19 protein-coding genes are annotated in these 21,609 nt (G+C 61.8%); 2 read left to right on the forward strand and 17 right to left on the reverse strand.

Annotated features, from left to right (window positions below; genetic code table 11):
• Nucleotides 1-2 precede the first annotated feature (2 nt).
• The 4 genes from CAF79_RS10395 to CAF79_RS10410 form a co-directional block, all read right to left on the reverse strand.
• Nucleotides 3-701: a lipoate--protein ligase family protein gene (locus tag CAF79_RS10395; RefSeq protein WP_085697698.1), complete on the reverse strand. Its 699-nt coding sequence runs from the start codon at nucleotides 699-701 to the stop codon at nucleotides 3-5.
• Nucleotides 702-796: 95 nt separating this feature from the next.
• A complete protein-coding gene (gene trpC / locus CAF79_RS10400) occupies nucleotides 797-1,633 on the reverse strand; it encodes an indole-3-glycerol phosphate synthase TrpC (RefSeq protein WP_085697699.1) in 837 nt (278 codons plus the stop codon).
• Nucleotides 1,630-2,679, reverse strand: a complete 1,050-nt coding sequence (gene trpD / locus CAF79_RS10405) for an anthranilate phosphoribosyltransferase (RefSeq protein ID WP_085697700.1) — start codon at nucleotides 2,677-2,679, stop codon at nucleotides 1,630-1,632. The genes trpC and trpD overlap by 4 nt, the downstream gene beginning before the upstream one ends.
• Before the next feature lie 9 nt (nucleotides 2,680-2,688).
• Nucleotides 2,689-3,282, reverse strand: a complete 594-nt coding sequence (locus CAF79_RS10410) for an aminodeoxychorismate/anthranilate synthase component II (RefSeq protein WP_007956309.1) — start codon at nucleotides 3,280-3,282, stop codon at nucleotides 2,689-2,691.
• A gap of 402 nt (nucleotides 3,283-3,684) precedes the next feature.
• On the opposite strand from CAF79_RS10410, the gene estP reads away from it, so the two are divergent.
• Nucleotides 3,685-5,595 (forward strand): esterase EstP, encoded by a 1,911-nt coding sequence (estP, locus tag CAF79_RS10415; RefSeq protein WP_085697701.1) that lies wholly within the window; start codon nucleotides 3,685-3,687, stop codon nucleotides 5,593-5,595.
• A 70-nt stretch (nucleotides 5,596-5,665) separates the two neighbouring features.
• Here the strand turns inward: estP and trpE are convergent, their stop codons facing one another.
• From trpE to CAF79_RS10465, 10 genes are all read right to left on the reverse strand, one after another.
• Complete coding sequence (gene trpE / locus CAF79_RS10420; protein WP_085688441.1) at nucleotides 5,666-7,144, reverse strand: anthranilate synthase component I; 1,479 nt, start codon at nucleotides 7,142-7,144, stop codon at nucleotides 5,666-5,668.
• Between the two features lie 71 nt (nucleotides 7,145-7,215).
• On the reverse strand, nucleotides 7,216-8,034 hold the full coding sequence (locus CAF79_RS10425; protein WP_085697702.1) for a phosphoglycolate phosphatase: 819 nt from the start codon (nucleotides 8,032-8,034) through the stop codon (nucleotides 7,216-7,218).
• Complete coding sequence (gene rpe / locus CAF79_RS10430; RefSeq protein WP_003228808.1) at nucleotides 8,031-8,705, reverse strand: ribulose-phosphate 3-epimerase; 675 nt, start codon at nucleotides 8,703-8,705, stop codon at nucleotides 8,031-8,033. Before rpe ends, CAF79_RS10425 begins: the two co-directional genes overlap by 4 nt.
• A 114-nt stretch (nucleotides 8,706-8,819) precedes the next feature.
• A complete protein-coding gene (locus CAF79_RS10435; protein ID WP_085697703.1) occupies nucleotides 8,820-9,968 on the reverse strand; it encodes an iron-containing alcohol dehydrogenase in 1,149 nt (382 codons plus the stop codon).
• 205 nt (nucleotides 9,969-10,173) lie between these two features.
• On the reverse strand, nucleotides 10,174-10,998 hold the full coding sequence (locus tag CAF79_RS10440; protein WP_085697704.1) for an ABC transporter permease: 825 nt from the start codon (nucleotides 10,996-10,998) through the stop codon (nucleotides 10,174-10,176).
• A gap of 12 nt (nucleotides 10,999-11,010) precedes the next feature.
• Nucleotides 11,011-12,258, reverse strand: a complete 1,248-nt coding sequence (locus CAF79_RS10445) for an ABC transporter permease (RefSeq protein ID WP_085697705.1) — start codon at nucleotides 12,256-12,258, stop codon at nucleotides 11,011-11,013.
• 200 nt (nucleotides 12,259-12,458) lie between these two features.
• Complete coding sequence (locus CAF79_RS10450; protein ID WP_007959933.1) at nucleotides 12,459-13,502, reverse strand: ABC transporter substrate-binding protein; 1,044 nt, start codon at nucleotides 13,500-13,502, stop codon at nucleotides 12,459-12,461.
• 48 nt (nucleotides 13,503-13,550) lie between these two features.
• Entirely contained in the window at nucleotides 13,551-14,675 is a 1,125-nt protein-coding gene (locus CAF79_RS10455; protein WP_007959931.1) for an ABC transporter ATP-binding protein, read from the reverse strand.
• 284 nt (nucleotides 14,676-14,959) lie between these two features.
• The gene (locus tag CAF79_RS10460) at nucleotides 14,960-15,589 is read right to left on the reverse strand and encodes a response regulator transcription factor (protein ID WP_085697706.1); all 630 of its coding nucleotides are present in this window, start codon (nucleotides 15,587-15,589) and stop codon (nucleotides 14,960-14,962) included.
• Nucleotides 15,590-17,989 carry a PAS domain S-box protein gene (locus CAF79_RS10465; protein WP_085697707.1) on the reverse strand — a complete coding sequence of 800 codons (2,400 nt, stop codon included), beginning with the start codon at nucleotides 17,987-17,989 and terminating at the stop codon, nucleotides 15,590-15,592. It lies immediately after the preceding gene.
• 73 nt (nucleotides 17,990-18,062) lie between these two features.
• Here CAF79_RS10465 and CAF79_RS10470 point away from each other — a divergent pair, with 73 nt between their 5' ends.
• On the forward strand, nucleotides 18,063-19,052 hold the full coding sequence (locus tag CAF79_RS10470) for an alpha/beta hydrolase family protein (RefSeq protein ID WP_085697708.1): 990 nt from the start codon (nucleotides 18,063-18,065) through the stop codon (nucleotides 19,050-19,052).
• 62 nt (nucleotides 19,053-19,114) lie between these two features.
• Here the strand turns inward: CAF79_RS10470 and CAF79_RS10475 are convergent, their stop codons facing one another.
• Genes CAF79_RS10475 through CAF79_RS10485 form a run of 3 tightly spaced genes read right to left on the reverse strand, consistent with a single transcriptional unit; the run spans nucleotide 19,115 to nucleotide 21,571 of the window.
• Nucleotides 19,115-19,882 carry a TerB family tellurite resistance protein gene (locus tag CAF79_RS10475; protein ID WP_085697709.1) on the reverse strand — a complete coding sequence of 256 codons (768 nt, stop codon included), beginning with the start codon at nucleotides 19,880-19,882 and terminating at the stop codon, nucleotides 19,115-19,117.
• 1 nt (nucleotide 19,883) lies between these two features.
• Nucleotides 19,884-20,555, reverse strand: a complete 672-nt coding sequence (gene murU, locus CAF79_RS10480; RefSeq protein WP_085697710.1) for an N-acetylmuramate alpha-1-phosphate uridylyltransferase MurU — start codon at nucleotides 20,553-20,555, stop codon at nucleotides 19,884-19,886.
• Nucleotides 20,552-21,571: an aminoglycoside phosphotransferase family protein gene (locus CAF79_RS10485; RefSeq protein ID WP_085697711.1), complete on the reverse strand. Its 1,020-nt coding sequence runs from the start codon at nucleotides 21,569-21,571 to the stop codon at nucleotides 20,552-20,554. The genes murU and CAF79_RS10485 overlap by 4 nt, the downstream gene beginning before the upstream one ends.
• Nucleotides 21,572-21,609 lie beyond the last annotated feature (38 nt).

Below are 21,609 nucleotides of genomic sequence, written 5' to 3' on the forward strand. Positions count from 1 at the left end.
GCTCAGCCGGCGTAGATCTGCGCCAGCATCAAACGAAAGAGTTCATCGAGACGTGCCAAGGCATGGGGCGCGGGGAATTTTTCATGCAGAGCGATGTGGCTGGCGGCACGTACCCGATGCTCCAGACCACACGCTTCGTTGAAGCGGTTGACCGCCGCGACCATCGACTCACGCTCGTCATCCACCAGCATCGCACCGTGAACCAACCCCACCGGACGCTGACCGCCCTGACTCTGACGCCAGCGCTGGGCGGTGCCGACCATCTTGCGACCGTCGAGATTGACGTTGAAGCGCCCATCGCAGAACGCCCCGTCGATTTCACCCAACGACGAAGTGCCACCCAACTCATCCAGCAACTCGCAGATCGGGTCGCACAACCGCCGATAACCGGTTTCGATGCGGTTCAGATCGCCTTCGCTGCGAGGCGGCGCATAGACCAGTGCAATGTTGATGGTGGAAGCCGATTGCGGAACAGGTTCGCCGCCGGTTTCACGCAACAGCACCGGCCAACCGGCAGCAGCGGAGACTTCGCAGGCGTGATCGAATCCGGGCAAGCGATTCAAACGGCGCGGCATGACCAAAGCACGGTCGCTGGGTTGCCAAAAAAGCAGACCAGATTCGGCATCACCAGCGCAGACTGAGGCCAGAAGATCCTGTTCGGCTTGCAGACCGGCTTCGATGGTCAGGGAGGTGGGGATCATAAGGTTTCCATAGGACGCTGAGTCTGAGGTGAATCTTATGCCGCCTTCGCGGGCAAGCCCGCTCCATCAAGGGCCGGGCGCCTGCGAAGACTCGATCAGTCGAGGGTCGAACCGCTCACCGGGACGCCGCGTTCCGGGAAGAACAGACGCTGCAGTTCGATGCCCGGGCTTTCGGCGCGCATGAACGCTTCGCCGACCAGGAACGCGTAAACATCGCTGATTTCCATCAGTTCGACATCGGCACGATTGAGGATCCCGCTCTCGGTGACCACCAGCCGATCGCGCGGAATGCGTGGCAGCAGGTCGAGGGTGGTTTCCAGACTGACATCAAAGGTGTGCAGATTGCGGTTGTTGACCCCGACCAGTGGCGTGTCGAGGGTTTTCAACGCGCGCTCCAGCTCGTCGCCGTCGTGCACTTCCACCAACACGTCGAGGCCGACGTCTTTGGCGACTGACGCCAGTTCAGCCATTTTCACGTCATCCAGCGCAGCGACGATCAACAGCACGCAATCGGCGCCAAGGGCACGGGCTTCGACGATCTGATACGGATCGATCATGAAGTCCTTGCGGATCACCGGCAGCGAGCACGCGGCGCGGGCCTGTTGCAGGTAAACATCGGCGCCCTGGAAGTAGTCGATATCGGTCAGCACCGACAGGCAGGTCGCCCCGCCCTTCTCGTAACTTTTGGCGATGTCGGCGGGAACGAAGTCCTCGCGGATCACGCCCTTGCTCGGCGATGCCTTCTTGATTTCGGCAATCACTGCCGGTTGTTTCTTCTTGGCCTGCGCCAGCAATGCCTGGGCAAAACCACGGGGTGCATCGGCCGCCTTGGCCAGACTTTCCAGCTCGCTCAGGCTCACACGGGCGCTACGCTCGGCGACTTCCTGAACCTTGCGGGCCAGAATGTTTTCCAGAACCGTCGGTACACTCATCCCTCATTCTCCACTTTGAATACCGCGGTAAAGGCACCCAACTCCTCGAGTTTTTCCCGAGCAAGACCGGTGTGCAGAGCGTCGTGGGCCAGAGCCACGCCCTCTTTCAGACTTGTCGCCAGATCGGCTGCATACAGCGCCGCACCGGCATTGAGCACGATCATTTCGGCAGCCTTCTGACCGTTCTCGGTCTTGCGCTTGCCCAGTGCATCGCGGATCAGCGCCAGCGAGGCTTCCGGGCCTTCGACCGACAGACCGTGCAGGCTCTGGCTCTTCATGCCCAGATCTTCCGGTTCGACCCAATATTCGGTGATTTGATCGTCCTTCAACTCGGCAACAAAGGTGGGTGCCGCCAGACTGAATTCGTCCAGACCATCCTTCGAATGCACCACCAGCACGTGTTTACTGCCAAGACGCTGCAAGACTTCAGCCAACGGCCGGCACAGCGCAGGCGTGAACACGCCCACCACCTGATGTTTCACACCGGCCGGATTCGTAAGCGGGCCGAGCATGTTGAACAAGGTACGCAGGCCGAGATCGCGACGCGGGCCGGCAGCGTACTTCATGGCTTTGTGGTGAGTCTGGGCAAACATGAAACCGATGCCGACGTTGTCGATGCAGCGCGCCACCTGAACCGGGGTCAGGTTGAGGTAGATGCCGGCGGCCTCCAGCAGATCGGCGCTGCCGCTCTTGCCCGACACTGCACGGTTACCGTGTTTGGCCACGGTGCAACCCGCCGCGGCGACCACAAAGGACGATGCGGTCGACACGTTGAAAATGTTCGCGCCGTCACCGCCGGTGCCGACCACGTCGACCACGCGGTCGAGGGTCTGGAGTTCGACCTTGTCCGCCAGCTCGCGCATCACCGACACAGCACCGACGATTTCGTCGATGCTTTCGCTCTTCATGCGCATGGCCATCATGAACGCGCCGATCTGCGCGTCCGTGCATTGGCCGGTCATGATTTCGCGCATCACGTCGCGCATTTCCTCGGTGCTGAGGTCGAGGTGATCGACGATACGGCTCAGGGCTGTCTTGATATTCATGGAAAGTCCTTAGCGCGTGCCGCCAGTTTGTTTGAGGAAGTTGGCGAACAGTTCATGGCCCTGTTCGGTGAGGATCGATTCCGGGTGGAACTGTACGCCCTCGATGTTCAGGGTTTTGTGACGCAGGCCCATGATTTCGTCGACCGAGCCGTCATCGTGCTGAGTCCACGCGGTCAGCTCCAGGCAATCGGGCAACGTTTCGTGTTTGACGATCAGGGAATGATAGCGGGTGACGGTCAGCGGGCGGTTCAGACCGGCAAACACGCCCTTGTCCTCGTGAAATACCGGGCTAGTCTTACCGTGCATCACCTGTCGGGCGCGGACGACATCCCCGCCAAAGGCCTGGCCGATGGACTGGTGGCCGAGGCAGACGCCGAGGATCGGCAGTTTGCCGGCAAAGTGCTTGATGGCTTCGATGGAAATGCCGGCTTCGGTCGGCGTACACGGGCCTGGGGACACAACGATCCGCTCAGGGTTGAGCGCTTCGATTTCGGCGATGGTCAATTCGTCGTTGCGCACCACTTTGACCTCGGCTCCCAGCTCGCCGAGGTATTGCACAACGTTGTAAGTAAAGGAGTCGTAGTTGTCGATCATCAGCAACATGGCGTTTCGAACCTCTTGAATTCTGACTTGAAAACAGCCTTCGGATGACTTGCCAGAGCGCTGCACACTGGCGGACGCGCAGGTCGCATCGGCACAGCGGCATTTCAAAGGGGCAAGGAAGGCAAAGCGATACAGATCCGGCGGGGCCGGCAGAAAAGATTCAGGCGCGCCAACGCCAGCGGGCGTGTGCCTTGATGACTTGATCCAGAAGTTTGCTGGTGATCAACACGGGGAAGGTCTCGTTCATACGTTTCGGCACAGTAACTTAGCTGGGCGGAGCGTGCAATATGGCCGGGGCCGCGGGGGATAAAACAATGGGAGGGTTGACGACCGATGGCAAAACGCCGGAAGTTTTTGGTACTGTCGTTTCGTTCACTACAACAATAAATAAACGGACTGCTCATGATCAAACAGACATTGTTTGTACCGCTCGCCGGATGCCTGCTCGCAATCGCCTGCGCCCAGGCGAACGCCGCACCCAATCCTTATTCGAATTTCGTGGTTTTCGGCGACAGCCTCAGCGACGCGGGAACCTTCACCGACAGCGGCGGCCCCGCCGGATCGGGCAAACGCTTCACCAACCGCACGGGGCCGAACTATCAGGACGGCAGCGGTGAGTTCTATTCGCTCAACGCCACCCAATTGCTCGGCGGCCGCCTCGGCTTCACACCGGACCAGACCGCCGCCTCGTCGTCTACCGTACGTCCCGACCAAGGCTTGCCGGATGGCAATAACTGGGCCGTGGGCGGCTACCGCACCGACCAGATTCTCGACTCGATCACCAGCCAGTCCGCCACTGGCGAACGCACCCGCGCCGGTTACCTGCCGTCGAACGGCTTCCGTGCCGACCCGAATGCCCTGTATTACCTGACCGGGGGCGGCAACGACTTCCTTCAGGGTCGCGTCACCAGTCTTCCTCAGGCGAATGCCGCCGCCGATCGACTGGTCGACAGCGTACGCACACTGCAAGGTGCCGGCGCCCGTTACATCATGGTCTGGCTGTTGCCGGACATCGGCCTGACACCGGCCATCAACGGCTCGCCGCTGCAAGCCTTCACCTCGCAACTCAGCGCCCAGTTCAATACCGAACTGGTCAGCCAGTTGCAGAGCGTCAACGCCAACGTCATTCCGCTGAACGTTCCGGTTCTGCTCAAAGAGGCATTCGCCAATCCGGCGCAGTTCGGCCTGGCCACTGACCAGAACCTGGTCGGCACCTGCTTCAGCGGCAGCGGCTGTACCGAGAACGCCCGATACGGGATCAACAGCGCCACCCCGGACCCGACCAAGCTGATCTACAACGACGCCGTCCACCCGACCGAGGCCGGGCAGCGCCTGATTGCCGATTACGCTTATTCGCTGCTGGCCGCGCCATGGGAAGCAACCCTGTTACCGCAAATGGCTCAAGGCACCTTGCGTTCGCATCAGGACGAATTGCGTAACCAGTGGCTGGCGGATTGGGAAAACTGGCAGGCCGTTGGCCAATGGCGGGCGATTGTCGCCGGTGGCGGCCAGCATCAGGATTTCGATAGCCAGCGCAGCGGCGCCAGCGCCGACGGCAACGGTTACAACCTGAACATCGGCGGCAGCTACCGTCTCAACGACGCGTGGCGCGTGGGCGTGGCGGCGGGTTTCTACAACCAGAAACTCGAGGCCGGCGACAATGATTCGGACTACAAGCTGAACACTTATCTGGGCACCGCGTTCGCCCAGTATCAGCAGAACCGCTGGTGGGGTGATGCCGCAGTGACCGCCGGGCATCTGGATTACGACAGCCTCAAACGCAAATTCCAGCTGGGGGTCAACGAGCGCGGCGAGAAAGGCGATACCGACGGTTATGTTCTGGCCTTCAGCGGACGCGTGGGTTACGACATTGCGCCGCAAGCGAGCAGCCCATGGCATCTGTCTCCGTTCGTCAGTGCCGACTTTGCCAAGGTTGAAGTCGATGGATATTCGGAAAACGGCGCCGACTCCACCGCACTGACGTTCGATGACCAGTCGCGCATTTCCCGGCGTCTCGGCCTCGGGATCCAGGGCAAGTATCAGATCACCTCGCAGACCCAGGTGTTCGGCGAATTCGCCCATGAGCGCGAGTACAACGACGACACCCAGAATGTGACGATGAACCTCAACAGCCTGCCGAACAACCGCTACACCCTGGCCGGCTACGCCCCTCAAACCAACCTGAACCGCCTGAACCTGGGCGTGAGCCACAACCTCACCAAGGACCTGGCATTGCGCGCCAGCTACGACATCCGCAAGGATGACGACTTCACCCAGCAAGGGATCAACGTCGGCGTAGCGCTCGACTTCTGATTCGCAGGCCACAAAAAAACGCGACGCCCTCACAGGCGCCGCGTTTTTTTGTGGCTGAATCATCAATCACTCAGTCCGGGGTTTGCTCGGCCAGCGCAACAGCGCGGAACATTGCCCGGCGCTTGTTGATGGTTTCTTCCCATTCCAGCGCCGGCACCGAGTCAGCGACGATACCGCCACCGGCCTGCACGTGCAGTTCGCCGTTCTTGATCACGGCGGTACGGATCGCAATCGCAGTGTCCATGTTGCCGTTCCAGGCGAAGTAGCCGACCGCACCGCCATACACACCACGCTTGACCGGCTCCAGCTCGTCGATGATTTCCATCGCGCGGATCTTCGGTGCGCCGGACAAGGTACCCGCCGGCAGGATAGCCCGCAGCGCGTCCATCGCCGTCAGCCCGGTTTTCAACTGACCGGTCACGTTGGACACGATGTGCATCACGTTGGAATAACGCTCGATGACCATCTTCTCGGTGAGCTTCACCGAACCGATTTCCGAAACGCGACCGGTGTCGTTGCGTCCGAGGTCGATCAGCATCAGGTGCTCGGCAATCTCCTTGTCGTCCGACAGCAGGTCTTCTTCCAGCGCCACGTCCGCCTCTTCGGTAGCCCCGCGAGGACGGGTGCCGGCAATCGGGCGTACGGTGATCAGGTTGTCTTCGACCCGCACCAGCACTTCCGGCGAACTGCCGACGACATGGAAATCGCCGAAGTTGAAGAAGTACATGTAGGGGGTCGGGTTGAAGCAACGCAGCGCGCGGTACAGATCGATGGGTGCCGCCTTGAAGTCGATCGACATGCGCTGGGACGGCACGACCTGCATGCAGTCACCGGCGAGGATGTATTCCTTGATGGTGTCGACGGCTTTTTCGTAGTCGTCCTGAGTGAAACTGGAGCGGAACACCGGCTCGGCGGCCTGCTGCTTGCTGAAGTCCAGGCCACGGCGCGGGGTGATCGGCTGACGCAGTTTTTCCAGCAGTTGCTGCAATTGCGCCTGGCCCTGCTCGTAGGCATCGGCCTGCGCCGGATCGGCCAGCACGATCGCGTGCATCTTGCCGGCGAGGTTGTCGAACACCACCACCGCATCGGAAACCATCAGCAGGATGTCCGGCACGCCCAGCGGATCCGGGTTCGGGCATTTGCCGAGGCGCTTCTCTACATAGCGCACGCAGTCGTAACCGAAGTAACCCACAAGGCCACCGTTGAAACGCGGCAGACCGGCGATGGTCGGCACGTTGTAGCGGGCCTTGAAGGTTTCAACGAAAGCCAACGGGTCTTCGACGTCGTGGCTTTCGGTCTCGACGCCATCGACGGTGATGCTGACGTGATGATCGTGAACCCGCAGCACGGTGCGGCACGGCAGGCCGATGATCGAGTAACGGCCCCATTTCTCGCCGCCCTGCACCGATTCGAGCAGGTAGGAGTTGGGCTGGTCGGCCAGTTTCAGGTAGATCGACAGCGGCGTGTCGAAGTCGGCCAGGGTTTCACAGGCCAGCGGGATGCGGTTGTAGCCGTCAGCGGCCAGACGCAGGAATTCTTCGCGAATCATAGGGTGCCTCGTGGTGTGAGGTGCAAATCAGTCAGGTGTGCAAACGCGCCGGCAGGCCGGCCAGGAACAAGTCAGGCGCGCCAACGCCAGCGGGCCAGGGCCTTGATGACTTTCATCCAGAGTTTGCGGGTGACCACCACGATGGCGTTTCCAGAAGGGGATTGAGAAGCGTCGGGCAACGTTATCTCAGCGGCCGTATCCAGGCAACCGGGAATTAGCTTGCGCAGATCGTCGATGACCAGCGCCGGGGATTCCTCGGCGATCGGCCGGCCATGGTTGTAGCCGTAACTCAGCGCAACACATTTGACCCCCGCCGCTTTCGCCGCCAGCACGTCGCTGCGCGAATCGCCGACGAACAGCGATTGCGAGGCCGGAATGCCGGACATCTTCATGACAAAGAACAGCGCTGCCGGGTCAGGCTTTTTCTGCGGCAGCGTATCGCCGCCGATGATCCACTTGAAGTAGCGGCCGATCTTCATCTGATCCAGCAGCGGCGCGACGAAGCGCTCCGGCTTGTTGGTGATCAGCGCCATGGCCACGCCCTGCTTGTGCAGCCATTTCAGGGTGTCACGCACGCCGGGATAGACCACGGTCAGTTCATGGCTGGCGCCGTAGGCTTCCATGAATACCTCCAGCGCATGCTCGGCTTCGACGTCATCCACGGTGGAATGATCGATGCCGCCGGCCAAGGCGCGGCGCACCAGCACCGGCGCGCCGTTGCCGACCCACTCGCGCACCGACTCGATACCGGCAGGCTTGCGCCCGAGGGAGAGCAGCATGTTATCCACCGCCGCCGCCAGGTCGGGTACCGAATCGATCAGCGTGCCATCCAGATCGAACATCACCAACCGCGGCAGTTGCCCCGGGAACAGCTGCTCAAAACCGCTCATGGGCGAGCCAGCGCCAGTTCGGAACGCATCTTGTCGATGACTTCCTGATAGTTCGGCGCATTGAAGATCGCCGAGCCGGCCACAAAGGTGTCGGCGCCAGCGGCAGCGATTTCACGGATATTGTTGACGTTGACGCCGCCGTCGATTTCCAGGCGGATGTCACGGCCCGAGGCATCGATGATCGCGCGCGCTTCGCGCAGCTTGTCGAGGGTGCCCGGGATGAATTTCTGCCCGCCGAAGCCCGGGTTGACGCTCATCAACAGGACCATGTCGACTTTGTCGATCACGTACTTGAGCACGTCCAGCGGGGTCGCCGGGTTGAACACCAGGCCGGACTTGCAGCCGCCTTCACGGATCAGTTGCAGCGAACGATCGACGTGCAACGTGGCTTCCGGGTGGAAGGTGATGTAAGTGGCGCCGGCTTCGATGAAGTCGCCGACGATGCGATCCACCGGGCTGACCATCAGGTGCGCGTCGATCGGCGCGGTAATGCCGTACTTGCGCAGTGCGGCGCAGACCATCGGGCCGATGGTCAGGTTCGGCACGTAGTGGTTGTCCATGACATCGAAGTGGACGAAGTCGGCACCGGCGGCCAGAACGTTGTCCACTTCCTCGCCGAGGCGGGCGAAGTCGGCGGAGAGAATCGACGGAGCAATAACGAAGGGCTGCATGACGCACCTTTTCTGAGCTAAATCACGATGGCGCGCATTGTATACCTCAAGTTTCCGCGCGCGCACCGTGACCGCGATGATTGGGTTGTGCCATGACCGGCGGCCGGGCGGTTCTCAGTACGCCGCCCGGTAGATCTTCTCGATGTCGGCGGCGCTGAGCTTGCGCGGGTTGTTGCGCATCAGGCGCTCGATCCCCGCGGCCTCTACGGCCATGGCCGGTATCGCCTCTTCGGGCACGCCGAAACTGCGCAGACCCAGCGGAATTTCTACCGCCGCGCACAGTTCGGTCATCGCCGCGACGGCGCTGTCGGCCGCTTCATTGAAACTCAGATGAGCGGTCTTTACCCCCATGGCTTCGGCAATATCCTGCATCCGTTCGACGCAGGCCATCTTGTTCCAGGTCATCACATACGGCAGCAACAGCGCATTACTGACGCCATGGGCAATGTTGAAACGCCCGCCCAGCGGATACGCCAGCGCATGCACCGCGCCGACCCCGGCGTTGCCGAACGCCATGCCGGCCATCAGGCTGGCGGTGGCCATGTCTTCCCGGGCCTGCAGGTTGGACGGATTGGCGTAGGCCTTGGGTAAGGAGCGGGCGATCAACCTGATGGCGCCGATGGCCAGCGAATCGGTAATCGGCGAGGCATTCAGCGACAGATAGGACTCGATGGCATGCACCAGCGCATCGACGCCACTGGCGGCGGTGACACTGCGCGGGCAGGTCAGGGTCATCTGCGGGCTGACCAGCGCCACGTCCGGCAACAGGTAGTCGCTGACAATGCCCTTCTTCAACTGAGCGACCTTGTCCGAAAGAATCGCTACGTTGGTCACCTCAGAACCTGTGCCGGCCGTGGTCGGGATGGCGATCAGCGGCGGGCCCTTGCGCGGCACCTGATCGACGCCGAACAGATCCTCCAGCGCACCGTGATAACCGGCATACGCCGCGACACTCTTGGCGATGTCGATGGCACTGCCGCCGCCCAGACCGATCAGCCCGTCATGCCCGCCTTCGCGATAGACGCGCATGCAATCCTCGACGATGGCGATTTCCGGATCCGGCAGCACCCGGTCGAAGATTTCGTACTCGCGCTCGCCGATCTGCGCCAGCGCCAGCTCCACCGTGCCGGATTTCACCAGCGCGGCATCGGTGACGATCAGCGGGTTGTCGATGTCCAGCCGCGCGAGCTCGGCCGCCAGCTGCTCGATGGCCCCGGCGCCGGTGATCAGTTTGTGAGCGATCTTGAACGAGGAAAGACTCATCGTGCGCAGCCTCTTATAAATGTGGGAGCTGAGCACAAGCGTAGCTGGGGAATCGGGGTTGTCTGTCATTCAGCGCATGAATGACCAGAGCAGCACTTGTGGGAGCGAGCTTGCTCGCGAAGGCGGCGCCACATGCGCAATCTGTATCGCCTGACACATCGCTTTCGCGAGCAAGCTCGCTCCCACAGGTTTTGGTAGCGGACTCTTAGACTTGAGCAGTACGCAATTTCTCACTCCGCCCACGCAACCACTCCAGCGTCAGCAGCAGAATCACCGAGAAGGCGATCAGCAACGTAGCAGCGGCGGCGATGGTCGGGCTCAGGTTCTCGCGAATCCCGCTGAACATCTGCCGAGGCAACGTCGCCTGCTCGGGACCTGCGAGGAACAGCGTCACCACCACTTCATCGAACGAGGTCGCAAAGGCAAACAGCGCCCCGGAAATCACCCCCGGCGCAATCAGCGGCAAGGTCACCCGACGGAATGTCACCAGCGGCGAGGCTCCGAGACTGGCCGCCGCCCGCACCAGATTGTGGTTGAAGCCCTGCAAGGTCGCCGACACCGTGATGATCACGAACGGCACACCGAGCACCGCGTGCACTACGATCAGCGAGAAGAAACTGTTGCCCAGCCCCAGCGGCGCGAAGAACAGGTAACTGGCCACACCGATGATCACCACCGGCACCACCATCGGCGAAATCACCAGCGCCATCACCAACGGCTTGCCGGGGAAGTCGCCACGGGTCAGGCCGATCGCCGCCAGCGTGCCGAACACCATTGCCAGCACGGTCGCGACCGGGGCCACGATGATGCTGTTCTTCAGCGAACGCATCCATTCCGCCGAAGCGAAGAAGTCCTGATACCACTGCAGCGAAAAGCCCTGCAGCGGATACACCAGAAAACTGCCCGAGTTGAACGACAGCGGCACGATCACCAGCACCGGCAGGATCAGGAACAACAGGATCAAGCCGCAGAGGATCCGCAAGCTGTAGAACCACACCCGCTCGACGGGCGACATATAAGGACTCAGCATTTCAAATTCCCCTTAGCTCAGGCGCAGGCGACTGGCGCCCACCAGCCAGCTGTAGATCAGATAAAGCACCACGGTCGCCAGCAGCAACAGCCCGCCGAGCGCGGTGGCCATGCCCCAGTTGATGCTGGTGTTGGTGTAGAACGCGACGAAGTAGCTGACCATCTGATCGTTCGGGCTGCCCAGCAGCGCCGGGGTGATGTAGTAGCCGATGGCGAGGATGAACACCAGCAGGCAACCGGCGCCGACACCGGCGTAGGTCTGCGGGAAGTACACCCGCCAGAAGCTGGCGAACGGATGACAGCCGAGGGAAATCGCGGCACGCATGTAGGTCGGCGAGATGCCTTTCATCACGCTGTAGATCGGCAGGATCATGAACGGCAGCAGGATGTGCACCATCGAGATGTAGACCCCGGTGCGGTTGAACACCAGTTCCAGCGGTTTATCGATGATGCCCATTGCCATCAGCGCGCTGTTGATCAAACCGCCGGATTGCAGCAACACGATCCACGCGGCGACTCGCACCAGAATCGAAGTCCAGAACGGCAGCAGCACCAGAATCATCAGCAGGTTGCTCTGACGCGACGGCAGGTTGGCCAGCAAGTAGGCCAGCGGATAGGCCAGCACCAGGCAGATCACGGTGATAATCAGGCCCATCCAGAACGTCCGGGCGAAGATATCGAGGTAGATCGCCTGATCCGGGGTCGCCGGGGCAATTTCACCGAGGTCGTCGATGCGGTGGTCCACCGCTGCCAACAGATAGAACGGGGTGATGTTGCTGGTGTTACGCTTCACCGCTTGCCAATAGGCCGGATCGCCCCAACGCTCGTCGAGGCCTTCCAGCGCTTCTTTATAAGAGGCCGGTTCGCTGGCGAATGGCAGCGAGCGGGCAGTTTTGGTCAGCAGGCTGCGATAGCCGGCCAACTCCATGTTCAGGCGCTTGGACAGATCGCCCAGGGTCTGGTTTTTGCGCGCTTCGGCGAGGTCCTCGCTGGCGGCTTTGTAGACCGGTTCTGCGGGCAGGCCTCGGCCGTCCCAGGCAGCAATCGCGGTCACGGTGCGCGGCATGCCGCCGACCACTTCCGGGTTGCCGACGCTTTTATAGAGCAGCGCCACGATCGGCACCAGGAACACCAGCAACAGAAACAGCACCAGCGGCGCGATCAGCGCCTGGGCCTTCCAGCGGTTGACCCGCTCGGCGTGCTTGAGCCGCTGCTTCAAGGTGGGGCTGTTGCCCTCGTTCAGGGGAACGGCGATGGCCATGACGTACTCCGCAAATCTTTGATCGTTACAGAGGCGGTAAACCGTCTCTGTTGTGTTGGAACACCGCAACCTGACTGATCGTTCCCACGCTCTGCGTGGGAATGCCGCCCGGGACGCTCCGCGTCCCTGTGACGCAGAGCGTCACTGGATGCGTTCCCACGCAGAGCGTGGGAACGATCACAGGAGGGCGAGCCCTCTGGTTACTTCGCAGCCCAGGAATTGAAGCGCTGCTCCAGTTGCTCGCCGTTGTCAGCCCAGAAGCTGACGTCGATCTGCACCTGGTTGGCGATGTTTTCCGGGGTGGTCGGCATGTCTTTCAGGATCGCCTTGTCCAGCAACGGCACGGCCTGGGAGTTGGCCGGTCCGTAGGCGATGTTTTCCGAGTAGGTCTTCTGCTGTTGCGGCTGCACCGAGAACGCGATGAACTTCTTCGCCGCTTCGGCGCGCTTGGCGTCCAGACCTTTCGGGATGGCCCAGGCGTCGAAGTCGTAAATGCCGCCGTTCCACACCACTTTCAGGTTGGATTCTTTCTGTACGGCGGCGATACGACCGTTGTAGGCCGAGCTCATGACCACGTCACCGGAGGCGAGGTACTGCGGCGGCTGGGCGCCGGCTTCCCACCACTGAATGTTCGGTTTCAGCTCGTCGAGCTTCTTGAACGCGCGATCCTGACCGCCCTTGCTGGCCAGTTCCTTGTACACGTCTTTAGGCGCAACGCCGTCGGCCATCAGTGCAAATTCGAGGGTGTATTTGGCGCCTTTGCGCAGGCCGCGCTTGCCCGGGAATTTTTTGGTGTCCCAGAAATCCGCCCAGCTGGTCGGTGCGGTTTTCAGCTTGTCGGCGTTGTAGGCCAGCACGGTCGACCACACGAAGAAGCCCACGCCGCATGGCTGGATCGCGCCTTTGACGTAATCTTCGGACTTGCCGAACAGCGCAGGATCCAGTTGCTCGAACATGTCTTCGTCGCAGCCACGGGACAGCTCCGGCGATTCAACCTCTACCAGATCCCAGGACACGCTTTTGGTGTCGACCATGGCTTTGACCTTGGCCATCTCACCGTTGTACTCGCCGGCGACGATCTTGCCGTTGCCCGCCGCTTCCCACGGTGCGTAGAAGGCTTTGACTTGCGCCGCCTTGTTCGCCCCGCCAAACGACACCACGGTCAGATCCGGCCCAGCGGCCATTGCGCTTGCCGCACCCATCAGGCCCAGGGTCAGGGCTGTGAACTTCAGGGATCTCAACATTTATTGTTCTCTCCACGTGCAGGGTTGGTGTTGGTATTGCCGGGGCGCTTAATGCGCCTCTAGAAGAGGATCTAGCGCGCGAACGTGCTCGACCTGCCAGCCAAGCGGAACCACGTCACCGACCGCGAGCGCAGGATCGAGCTCGGCAATCGGTTGTTTCACGAAGAAGTCGGTCTTGCCGCAGACTTCCAGGCGCACCCGGACGTGGTCGCCCAGATAGATGAATTCGGCCACCCGCCCGGAGAAGCGGTTGACGCATTGGTCGCTCGAACCGTTGAGGCTGACGCGCTCCGGACGAATCGACAGGGTGACCGGTTCGCCGGTCTGGCCGATGTTGACCGCCAGTGCCTCGACCTTTTCCCCACGCCCCAGCTCGACCACGCAGCGCTCGCCGTTCTGGCTGAGCAGGCGACCGTTGAGACGGTTGTTCTCGCCGATGAAGTTGGCGACGAAAGTGTTTTTCGGTTCTTCGTAGAGGGTACGCGGCGGAGCGATCTGCTGGATCTCGCCCTGGTGGAACACGGCAACGCGATCGGACATGGTCAGGGCTTCGCCCTGGTCGTGGGTCACGTAGACCACGGTCACGCCGAGGCGCTGGTGCAGGTGTTTGATTTCCATCTGCATGTGTTCGCGCAGTTGTTTATCGAGAGCGCCAAGCGGTTCGTCCATCAGCACCAGTTGCGGCTCGAACACCAGCGCGCGGGCCAATGCCACACGCTGTTGCTGACCGCCGGACAGTTGCGCCGGGTAACGCGATGCGAAGGCATCGAGCTGGACCATGCTCAGGACTTTCTTGACCTTGTCGCTGACGTCGCTCTTGTTCAGGCCACGCACGGTCAGCGGGAACGCCAGGTTCTCGGCGACGGTCATGTGCGGAAACAGCGCGTAGTTCTGGAACACCATGCCGATGTCGCGCTTGTGCGGCGGCACGTTGTTGATCGCGCGCCCGGCCAGGAGAATTTCACCGGCGGTCGGTGTTTCGAAACCGGCGAGCATCATCAGGCTGGTGGTCTTGCCGGAGCCGGACGGCCCGAGCAGGGTGAGGAATTCGCCCTTGCGGATGTCCAGGTTGAGGTCTTTGACGATCAGGTTCTCGCCGTCGTAGCTCTTCTGCACTCCACGAAAGCTGACCAGCACATCGCTGGCCCCTGCGTTTGATTCGACCTGGCTCATACCCACACCTTTGTTATTGATGACTGCTGTGGGATTAAGCCTAGTGGCTGCTCACAGTCACGCAAATCGGGGCGCAGGAGAGAATCGCCTCAGCCGGATGGAAGGCCGGGGGTAGGGATTGCCCTACAAGGATGGCGTTAATGAATAAAGCAGGGACGAGCGCGGAGCTGCAAGCTTCAATAACAAGCAAAAGCGCGTGTCGCTAACAGATATGCCCAATATCGCAGGATCGATGAAGAAACCTGTGGGAGCACACTCGCTCCCACAGTGGATAGAGGTGTGGTTCAGAGCAGCTTGTGTTCCATCGCGTACTTCACCAGCTCGGCGAGGGAGGTGATATTGAGTTTCTGCATCAGCCGCGCCTTGTGGGTGCTGATGGTCTTGCTGCTCAGGGCCAGTTGCTGGGCGATGTCGTTGACGTTGGCGCCTTGCGCCAGACGTTCGAACACCGAGAACTCGCGCTCGGACAGTAATGAGTGCAGTGGTCGCGCATCGGTCAGGCCGACTTCAAACACCATTCGGTCGGCCAGTTCGGGATCAATGTAGCGCCCACCCGCCGCGACCTTGCGGATCGCCGTCAGCAGCAGCGCCGGATCGCTGTCCTTGGTCGCATACCCGGCGGCACCGACCTTCAGCGCCCGGGCGGCCATCTGCGCTTCGTCGTGCATCGACAGCACCAGAATCGCCGGCGGACTGCTCAGTGCGCGGATCCGTGGAATCGCTTCGAGCCCGTTGACGCCGGGCATCGAGATATCCAGCAACACCACTTCGCAGGGCACATTGCGCAGGGTTTCCAGCAACTGCTCGCCATTGCTCGCCTCCCCCACCACCTGCAGATCCCTGGCCAGGCCGATCAATTGCTTGATGCCTTCGCGAACGATGGTGTGGTCTTCGGCTACCAGTACACGGATCACTTACTTCTCCTCATCCAGTGGCACCCGCACGCTCAGTGTGGTGCCCTCGCCTGGCTCGCTGTCGAGTGACAACTGCCCGCCCATGATCAACACCCGCTCGCGCATGCCCACCAGTCCAAAGGACGTCGGCCTGCAGGCAGCGGCGACAAATCCTACGCCATCATCGCTGACCGTTAGACACAATTCGTCGCCTTCCTGGGTCAGCGTCAGCTCCACAGTATGCGCCTGGGCATGGCGCATGACGTTGGTCAGCGCCTCCTGAAGAATGCGGAACAGACCGATGGCCTTGGCGTCGCTGAGCGGCGGCAGATTGTCCGGTACCTGCACCAGACACGGAATGTGCGTGCGCGCCTCGAACCGCCGCGCCTGCCACTCGATCGCCGAAGCGATCCCGGCATCGAGGATCGGCGGGCGCAATGCCGTCGCCACATCCCGCACCAGCTGGAACAACTGGGCGATCAGACGCTTCATGCTGTTCAGCCGTTCGTTCAGACCCGGGTCGAGTTGCGCGTAGGCCAGTTCGCACATCGACGTCTCCAGTTTCAACACCGTCAGCATCTGTCCCAGCTCATCGTGAACCTCGCGGGCAATCCGCGCCTTTTCTTCTTCCCGCACGCTTTCCAGATGCGCCGACAACTCGCGCAGTTGCTCGCGGGAGGCCGCCAGCTCCAGTTCGATACGTTTGCTTTCGGTGATGTCCCAGACGATGCCGTCCCAGACATAGGACCCGCCCTCAAGCTGGCGGGTAATCGCCTTGATCTCGGCCCAGCGCTGCTCGCCCTGGCGCGTAAGGATCCGGCCCTGCCACGACCAGTCGCTGTCGGTGTCCAGCGCCTGGTCCTGGGTCTGGTGATAACCGGCCCGGTCATCCGGATGCACCAGACTGCGCAGGCCCATGTCGCGATGGGCGATGGCGGCCGGCGCATAACCGACCAGACTTTCGCTGCCCTCGCTGATGTAGGCAAAGTCGATCTGCCCGGTCACCGGTGCTCGCTCGAGACGAAATACCAGCCCCGGCACGTTGGCCGCGATACCTTGCAGCCGCGCCTCGCTTTCCTGCAACGCAGCCAGGGCACGACGACGCTCGGTGACATCGGTGAGGTAAACCACCAGGTACTCGCCATCGCGAAAACGCAGGAAGCTCAGCGACACGTCGGCCGGCAGCACACTGCCATCGGCCCGAACACAATTGGTTTCAAAACTCAGCGGCCCCTCTTCGCTGGCCCGGGCGCGCTTCCACAGGTTGAGCCAGCGATCCATGTGCAGGCCCGGTTCGAAGTCGATCAACGGCCGGTCGATGATGGCGCCCTGTGGATAACCGAGCATGTTTTCTGCCGCTCGATTGGCGTAACGCACATGGCTGTCCCAGTTGACCCAGAGAATGCCGACGGTGCTCTGATCGATGGAAAACTGGGTCAGGCGCAGGGCTTCTTCGCTGGCGGCGCGCAGGGCAATGTCTTCCCGCGCATCGAGCAGGCGTTGCTCAAGACTGCGTTGCTGGCGGCGTTGCCAGAACACGATGGCCACGCAACTGAGCAACAGCACCGCGAACAACAGACTCAGGTTCTGCCAAAAGCCCGGCGACTCGGAAAGCCTTGGATACTTGGGTTGCAGCCATTGCGCATGCAGGCGCTCCAGATCCTTGGCCGGGATGGCTCGCAGGGCGCTTTCGACGATTCCGGCCAGCTCTGGCCAGTCGCGGCGGGTGCCGATGCGCAGCAACTGCGGCAAACCGATGTCTCCGACTACCACCAGCCCGGCAAACTCCGGTTCCGCCGACAGCCGCCCGAGTTGCGCCTCATCGACCACCGCGTAGGACGCCTGCTGAGTCAGCAGCAGTTGCAGCGCCTGGCGCTCCATCGGTACGCCTTGCAGATTCAGGTGCGGATAATTGCCGCGCAGGTAATCGGCGGTGACGCCGGGCATGCGCACGGCGACGCGGGTCTGGCTGTCGAGTTTTTCCAGCTCCACGGTCGCGCTGCCCTTCTGGTCGCTGACCACCAATTGCGGCACACGCATGTACGGGTCGGAAAACTGCCACAGACGCAGCCCGCCCGGGGTCTGGGTCAGGCCCGGGGCGATGTCGATTTCGCCATCCCGGGCAGCGGCCTCCAGTTGTGCCAGATCCTGAAAATTGCGCCAGCTCAGCTCGACATTCAGCGCCCTGGCCAATGCCTTCATCACTTCAACGTTGGCCCCCGACAGCCGCTGCAAGCGTCGGTCGTATTGCGCGTATGGCGCCTGCAACACCAGGCCGACGCGCAATTCGTTGTGCTGTGCGAGCCACTGTTGCTCACTCGCCGACAACCGGGCGAGGTGACTCGGTGGCGCAGGCGCCGCCCAACCCATCAAGGGAAACGCCAGACAGCCGATAACCCACAGGCAGCAAAAACGCATCATTGAAGTCTCATACACTGACAAATTCTGACCAACCCATTAGGCTGCCGGGATAACTTCTGGCCTGGAATAACCGATGCCCCCTGTCTATCGCCTGGCAATGCCAGCATTGTGCCTGTCGCTGATCCTGCCTTGCGCGTTTTCCGTCGAAGCTGCAGATCCGACGCCCACTCCCGCCGCAGAAAAAGCCGCCGAAGAAAAACCGGTCGAACGCCAGCCACTGCTTGAGCGTAGTCAGGAAGAAGCCGCGGCACTCGAGCGCATGGTTCCGGCCCAGGAACAACAGCAACTGCAAGCCGGCAGCGACACCTTCCTCGCCCTGTGGAAACCGGCCAACACCGCCGACCCCAAAGGCGCGGTGATCCTCGTTCCCGGTGCCGGCGAAACCGCTGACTGGCCCCAGGCGATCGGCCCGTTGCGCCGCAAGCTGCCGGATGTCGAGTGGAGCAGCCTGAGTATCACCCTGCCCGATCTGCAAAGCGATACCATCGCACCGCGCGTAGCCGAAGCCCCCGCTGCACCGAAAACCGCCGATCCGGGCAGCAAGGATTCGACCACCGCCGAGCCGATTGAACAAGCCGCCGGCGGCGAAGCCGAGGTGGCCGACAAGGTCGTTGCTGAATCCACCGAGGAACAGTCCAAGGCCGACGCCGAGCGAATCTTCGCTCGCATTGACGCTGCACTGGCCTACGCCGAGCAACAGAGCGCGCGCAGTATCGTCGTCCTCGGTCATGGCACCGGCGCTTATTGGGCCGCACGTTACTTGAGTGAGCGCCAGACCTCACAGGTCGAGAAGCTGGTGCTGGTGGCCGCGCAGACCCCGGCCAAGGCCAAACCGGAACTGGTGGAACTGACACCGACCCTGAAGCTGCCAACAGCGGATATTTTCTACATGGACAAACCGCTGGACCGCAACGCGGCACTGGAGCGCATGCAGGCGAGCAAGCGGCTGAAGACGTCTGCGTTCAGTCAGGTCGCGCTCAAGGCCTTGCCAAACAACAAGGCTGAGCAGGAACAATTGTTCCGTCGAGTGCGTGGCTGGTTGAATCCGCAGAGCCCTGACTAAAAGCCCCGACTGTCAAAACGCAGACAAAAAAAATCGCAGCCCAACGCTGCGATTTTTTTCGCCTAGCGAAAATCCCGCCGTTCGCGAATCAACCTGTAGGCATTGTGCAATTCGCGGGTCCTCTCGGTGGCCTCGCGCACCTGCGCCGGCGTGGCGCCGGTCCCGGCCACCTTGTCCGGGTGATGCCGGCTGAGCAGGCGTCGATAGGCACGCTTGATCTGCGCCGGTTCGCTGGTGGCCGATACGCCGAGCAGGCGCATCGCCTCCTGATAACTCACCGCGGCGCTGACGATCGGACGCTTGTGCGGCTCATAATCCGCCGCCAACGCCTGGATCTGGTGCGTCGTCCAGCCCAGCCACTTGCCCCACTGCGCCAGCAATTCACGCTCGCTGACACCGGCCCGGCCATCAGCCCAGACCATTCGCCAGCAGGCGCGCAACACGCCTTCAGCCGCATGGGGTTGAGCGCTCAACCGACGCAGATAACCGCGCAGATTGTCGTTGCCGGACTTGCCGCGATTGAACGCGGCAATCGCCCGGCGCTGTGCCGGCTCGCTCATTTCCAGCGAGCGCATCTCCTGACGCGCCTGCTGGATGTGACCGTCCGTGACCCGCCCGTCGCTCTTGGCCAGACGCCCGAGCAACACGAACAACAGTTCGTCGTTGCGCAGCATCGGCCGACCGCCGAGTTTTTCCCGCAAATGCCCCCAGCTCTGCAAATGAAGGCGCCGATCCAGCGCCTGCCCCAACAAAGCACCCAGCATGGCCCCCGGAATACTGGCGATAGCAAAACCCGCTCCGGCTCCAATCAGAGTCCCTGGCCACAACATATCAGCGACTCGCTTCTATCAAGGCTTCAGCTTCGGCCAGACGCTGGTGCGTTCCGACATCAACCCAGTGACCTTTCAGCCGCTCGCCGGTCACCTGCCCGTCCGCCATGGCTTTACGCAGCAGCGGCGCCAGTTTGAAGGCACCGTCGCTGCAACCGTCGAACAACTGCGGATGCAATACAGCGATGCCGCTGTAGGTCAGGGTTGCCGCATCGGCCTGGCCATCACTCACCTGGCCATCGGTCAGGGTGAAATCGCCTGTCGGGTGATGGTCCGGGTTGTCTGCCAGCACCAGATGCGCCAGGCCGGTGATCGGCTGATGCAGCACGCTGAAGTCGTAATCGGTCCAGATGTCACCGTTGACCACCAGGAACGCGTCGTCGCCCAACAGCGGCAATGCGCGGAAAATGCCGCCGCCGGTTTCCAGTGGCTCGCCCTCCGGCGAGTACTGGATCGACACGCCGAATCGCGAGCCATCGCCCAAGTGATCTTCGATCTGCTGTCCGAGCCAGGCATGGTTGATCACGATTTCATTGAAACCGGCCGCGGCCAGGGCTCGCAGGTGATATTCAATCAGCGGCACGCCCCCGGCTCGCACCAGCGGCTTGGGAGTGGTCAGGGTCAGCGGGCGCATGCGCTCGCCTTTGCCTGCCGCCAGAATCATTGCCTTCATGCCGTCACTCCACCACGCAGGCTGGCGAGCAGTGCCTGCAGATCCGCCAGCTCGGGACGGCGCGCGATGACCGCTTCTATATAAGAGAAGAAACGCGGCACATCACTCAGGTAACGCGGCTTGCCGTCGCGATGGCAGATGCGGGCGAAGATGCCGATGACTTTCAGATGGCGCTGCACGCCCATCAGATCGCTGGCGCGCAGGAACTCTTCGAAGTCCGGCTGCACCGGGATGTTCAGCGCCGACGCCTGCTGCCAGTAGCTTTCCAGCCAGCCGCGCACACGTTCTTCCGGCCAGCTGAGGAATGCGTCCTTGAACAGGCAAGTCACGTCATAGGTCACCGGACCATACACGGCGTCCTGGAAATCCAGCACGCCGGGATTCGGTTCGCTGAGCATCAGGTTGCGCGGCATGTAGTCGCGGTGCACCAGCACTTTCGGCTGGGCCAGGGCGCTGTCGATCAGCAGCTCGCTGACCTTCTGCCACTGCTGCTGTTGGGTGGCATCGAACTCGACGCCCAGCTCGCGCTTCACGTACCACTCGGGGAACAGCTCCAGCTCGCGGCGCAACAACGCGACGTCATAGCTCGGCAGCGGCGCAACCATCGGCAACTGCTGAAAAGCCAGCAGCGCTTGCAAGGCATCGTTGAATAATGCGTCGGCATTTTCACTGTCGATAGCGTCCAGATAGGTCTTGTTGCCCAGGTCATTGAGCAAAAGAAACCCGCGTTCGAGGTCTTCGGCATAAATTTTCGGCACGTTGATGCCGGATTTCGCCAGCAAAAAGGCGATATCCACGAACGGTTTGCAGTTTTCCTGCGGCGGCGGTGCGTCCATCACGACGAAGCTGCGACCCGCGCCTTCCCAGCGGAAATAGCGGCGGAAACTCGCGTCGCTGCTGGCCGCGGTCAATGTGGCCGGGGGTACGGCTCCCCAGCCCTGATCTGCGAAAAGGATTGCCAACTGTTCATCGAGCCAAACTTTCAGGTGTTGCAAGCGTACATCTTGATCAGGCATTGCAAGGGTCTCCGACGGCGCTAGCCGTCAAGCGGGTC

This window comes from Pseudomonas sp. B26(2017) (assembly GCF_002113045.1).
Lineage (GTDB): Bacteria > Pseudomonadota > Gammaproteobacteria > Pseudomonadales > Pseudomonadaceae > Aquipseudomonas.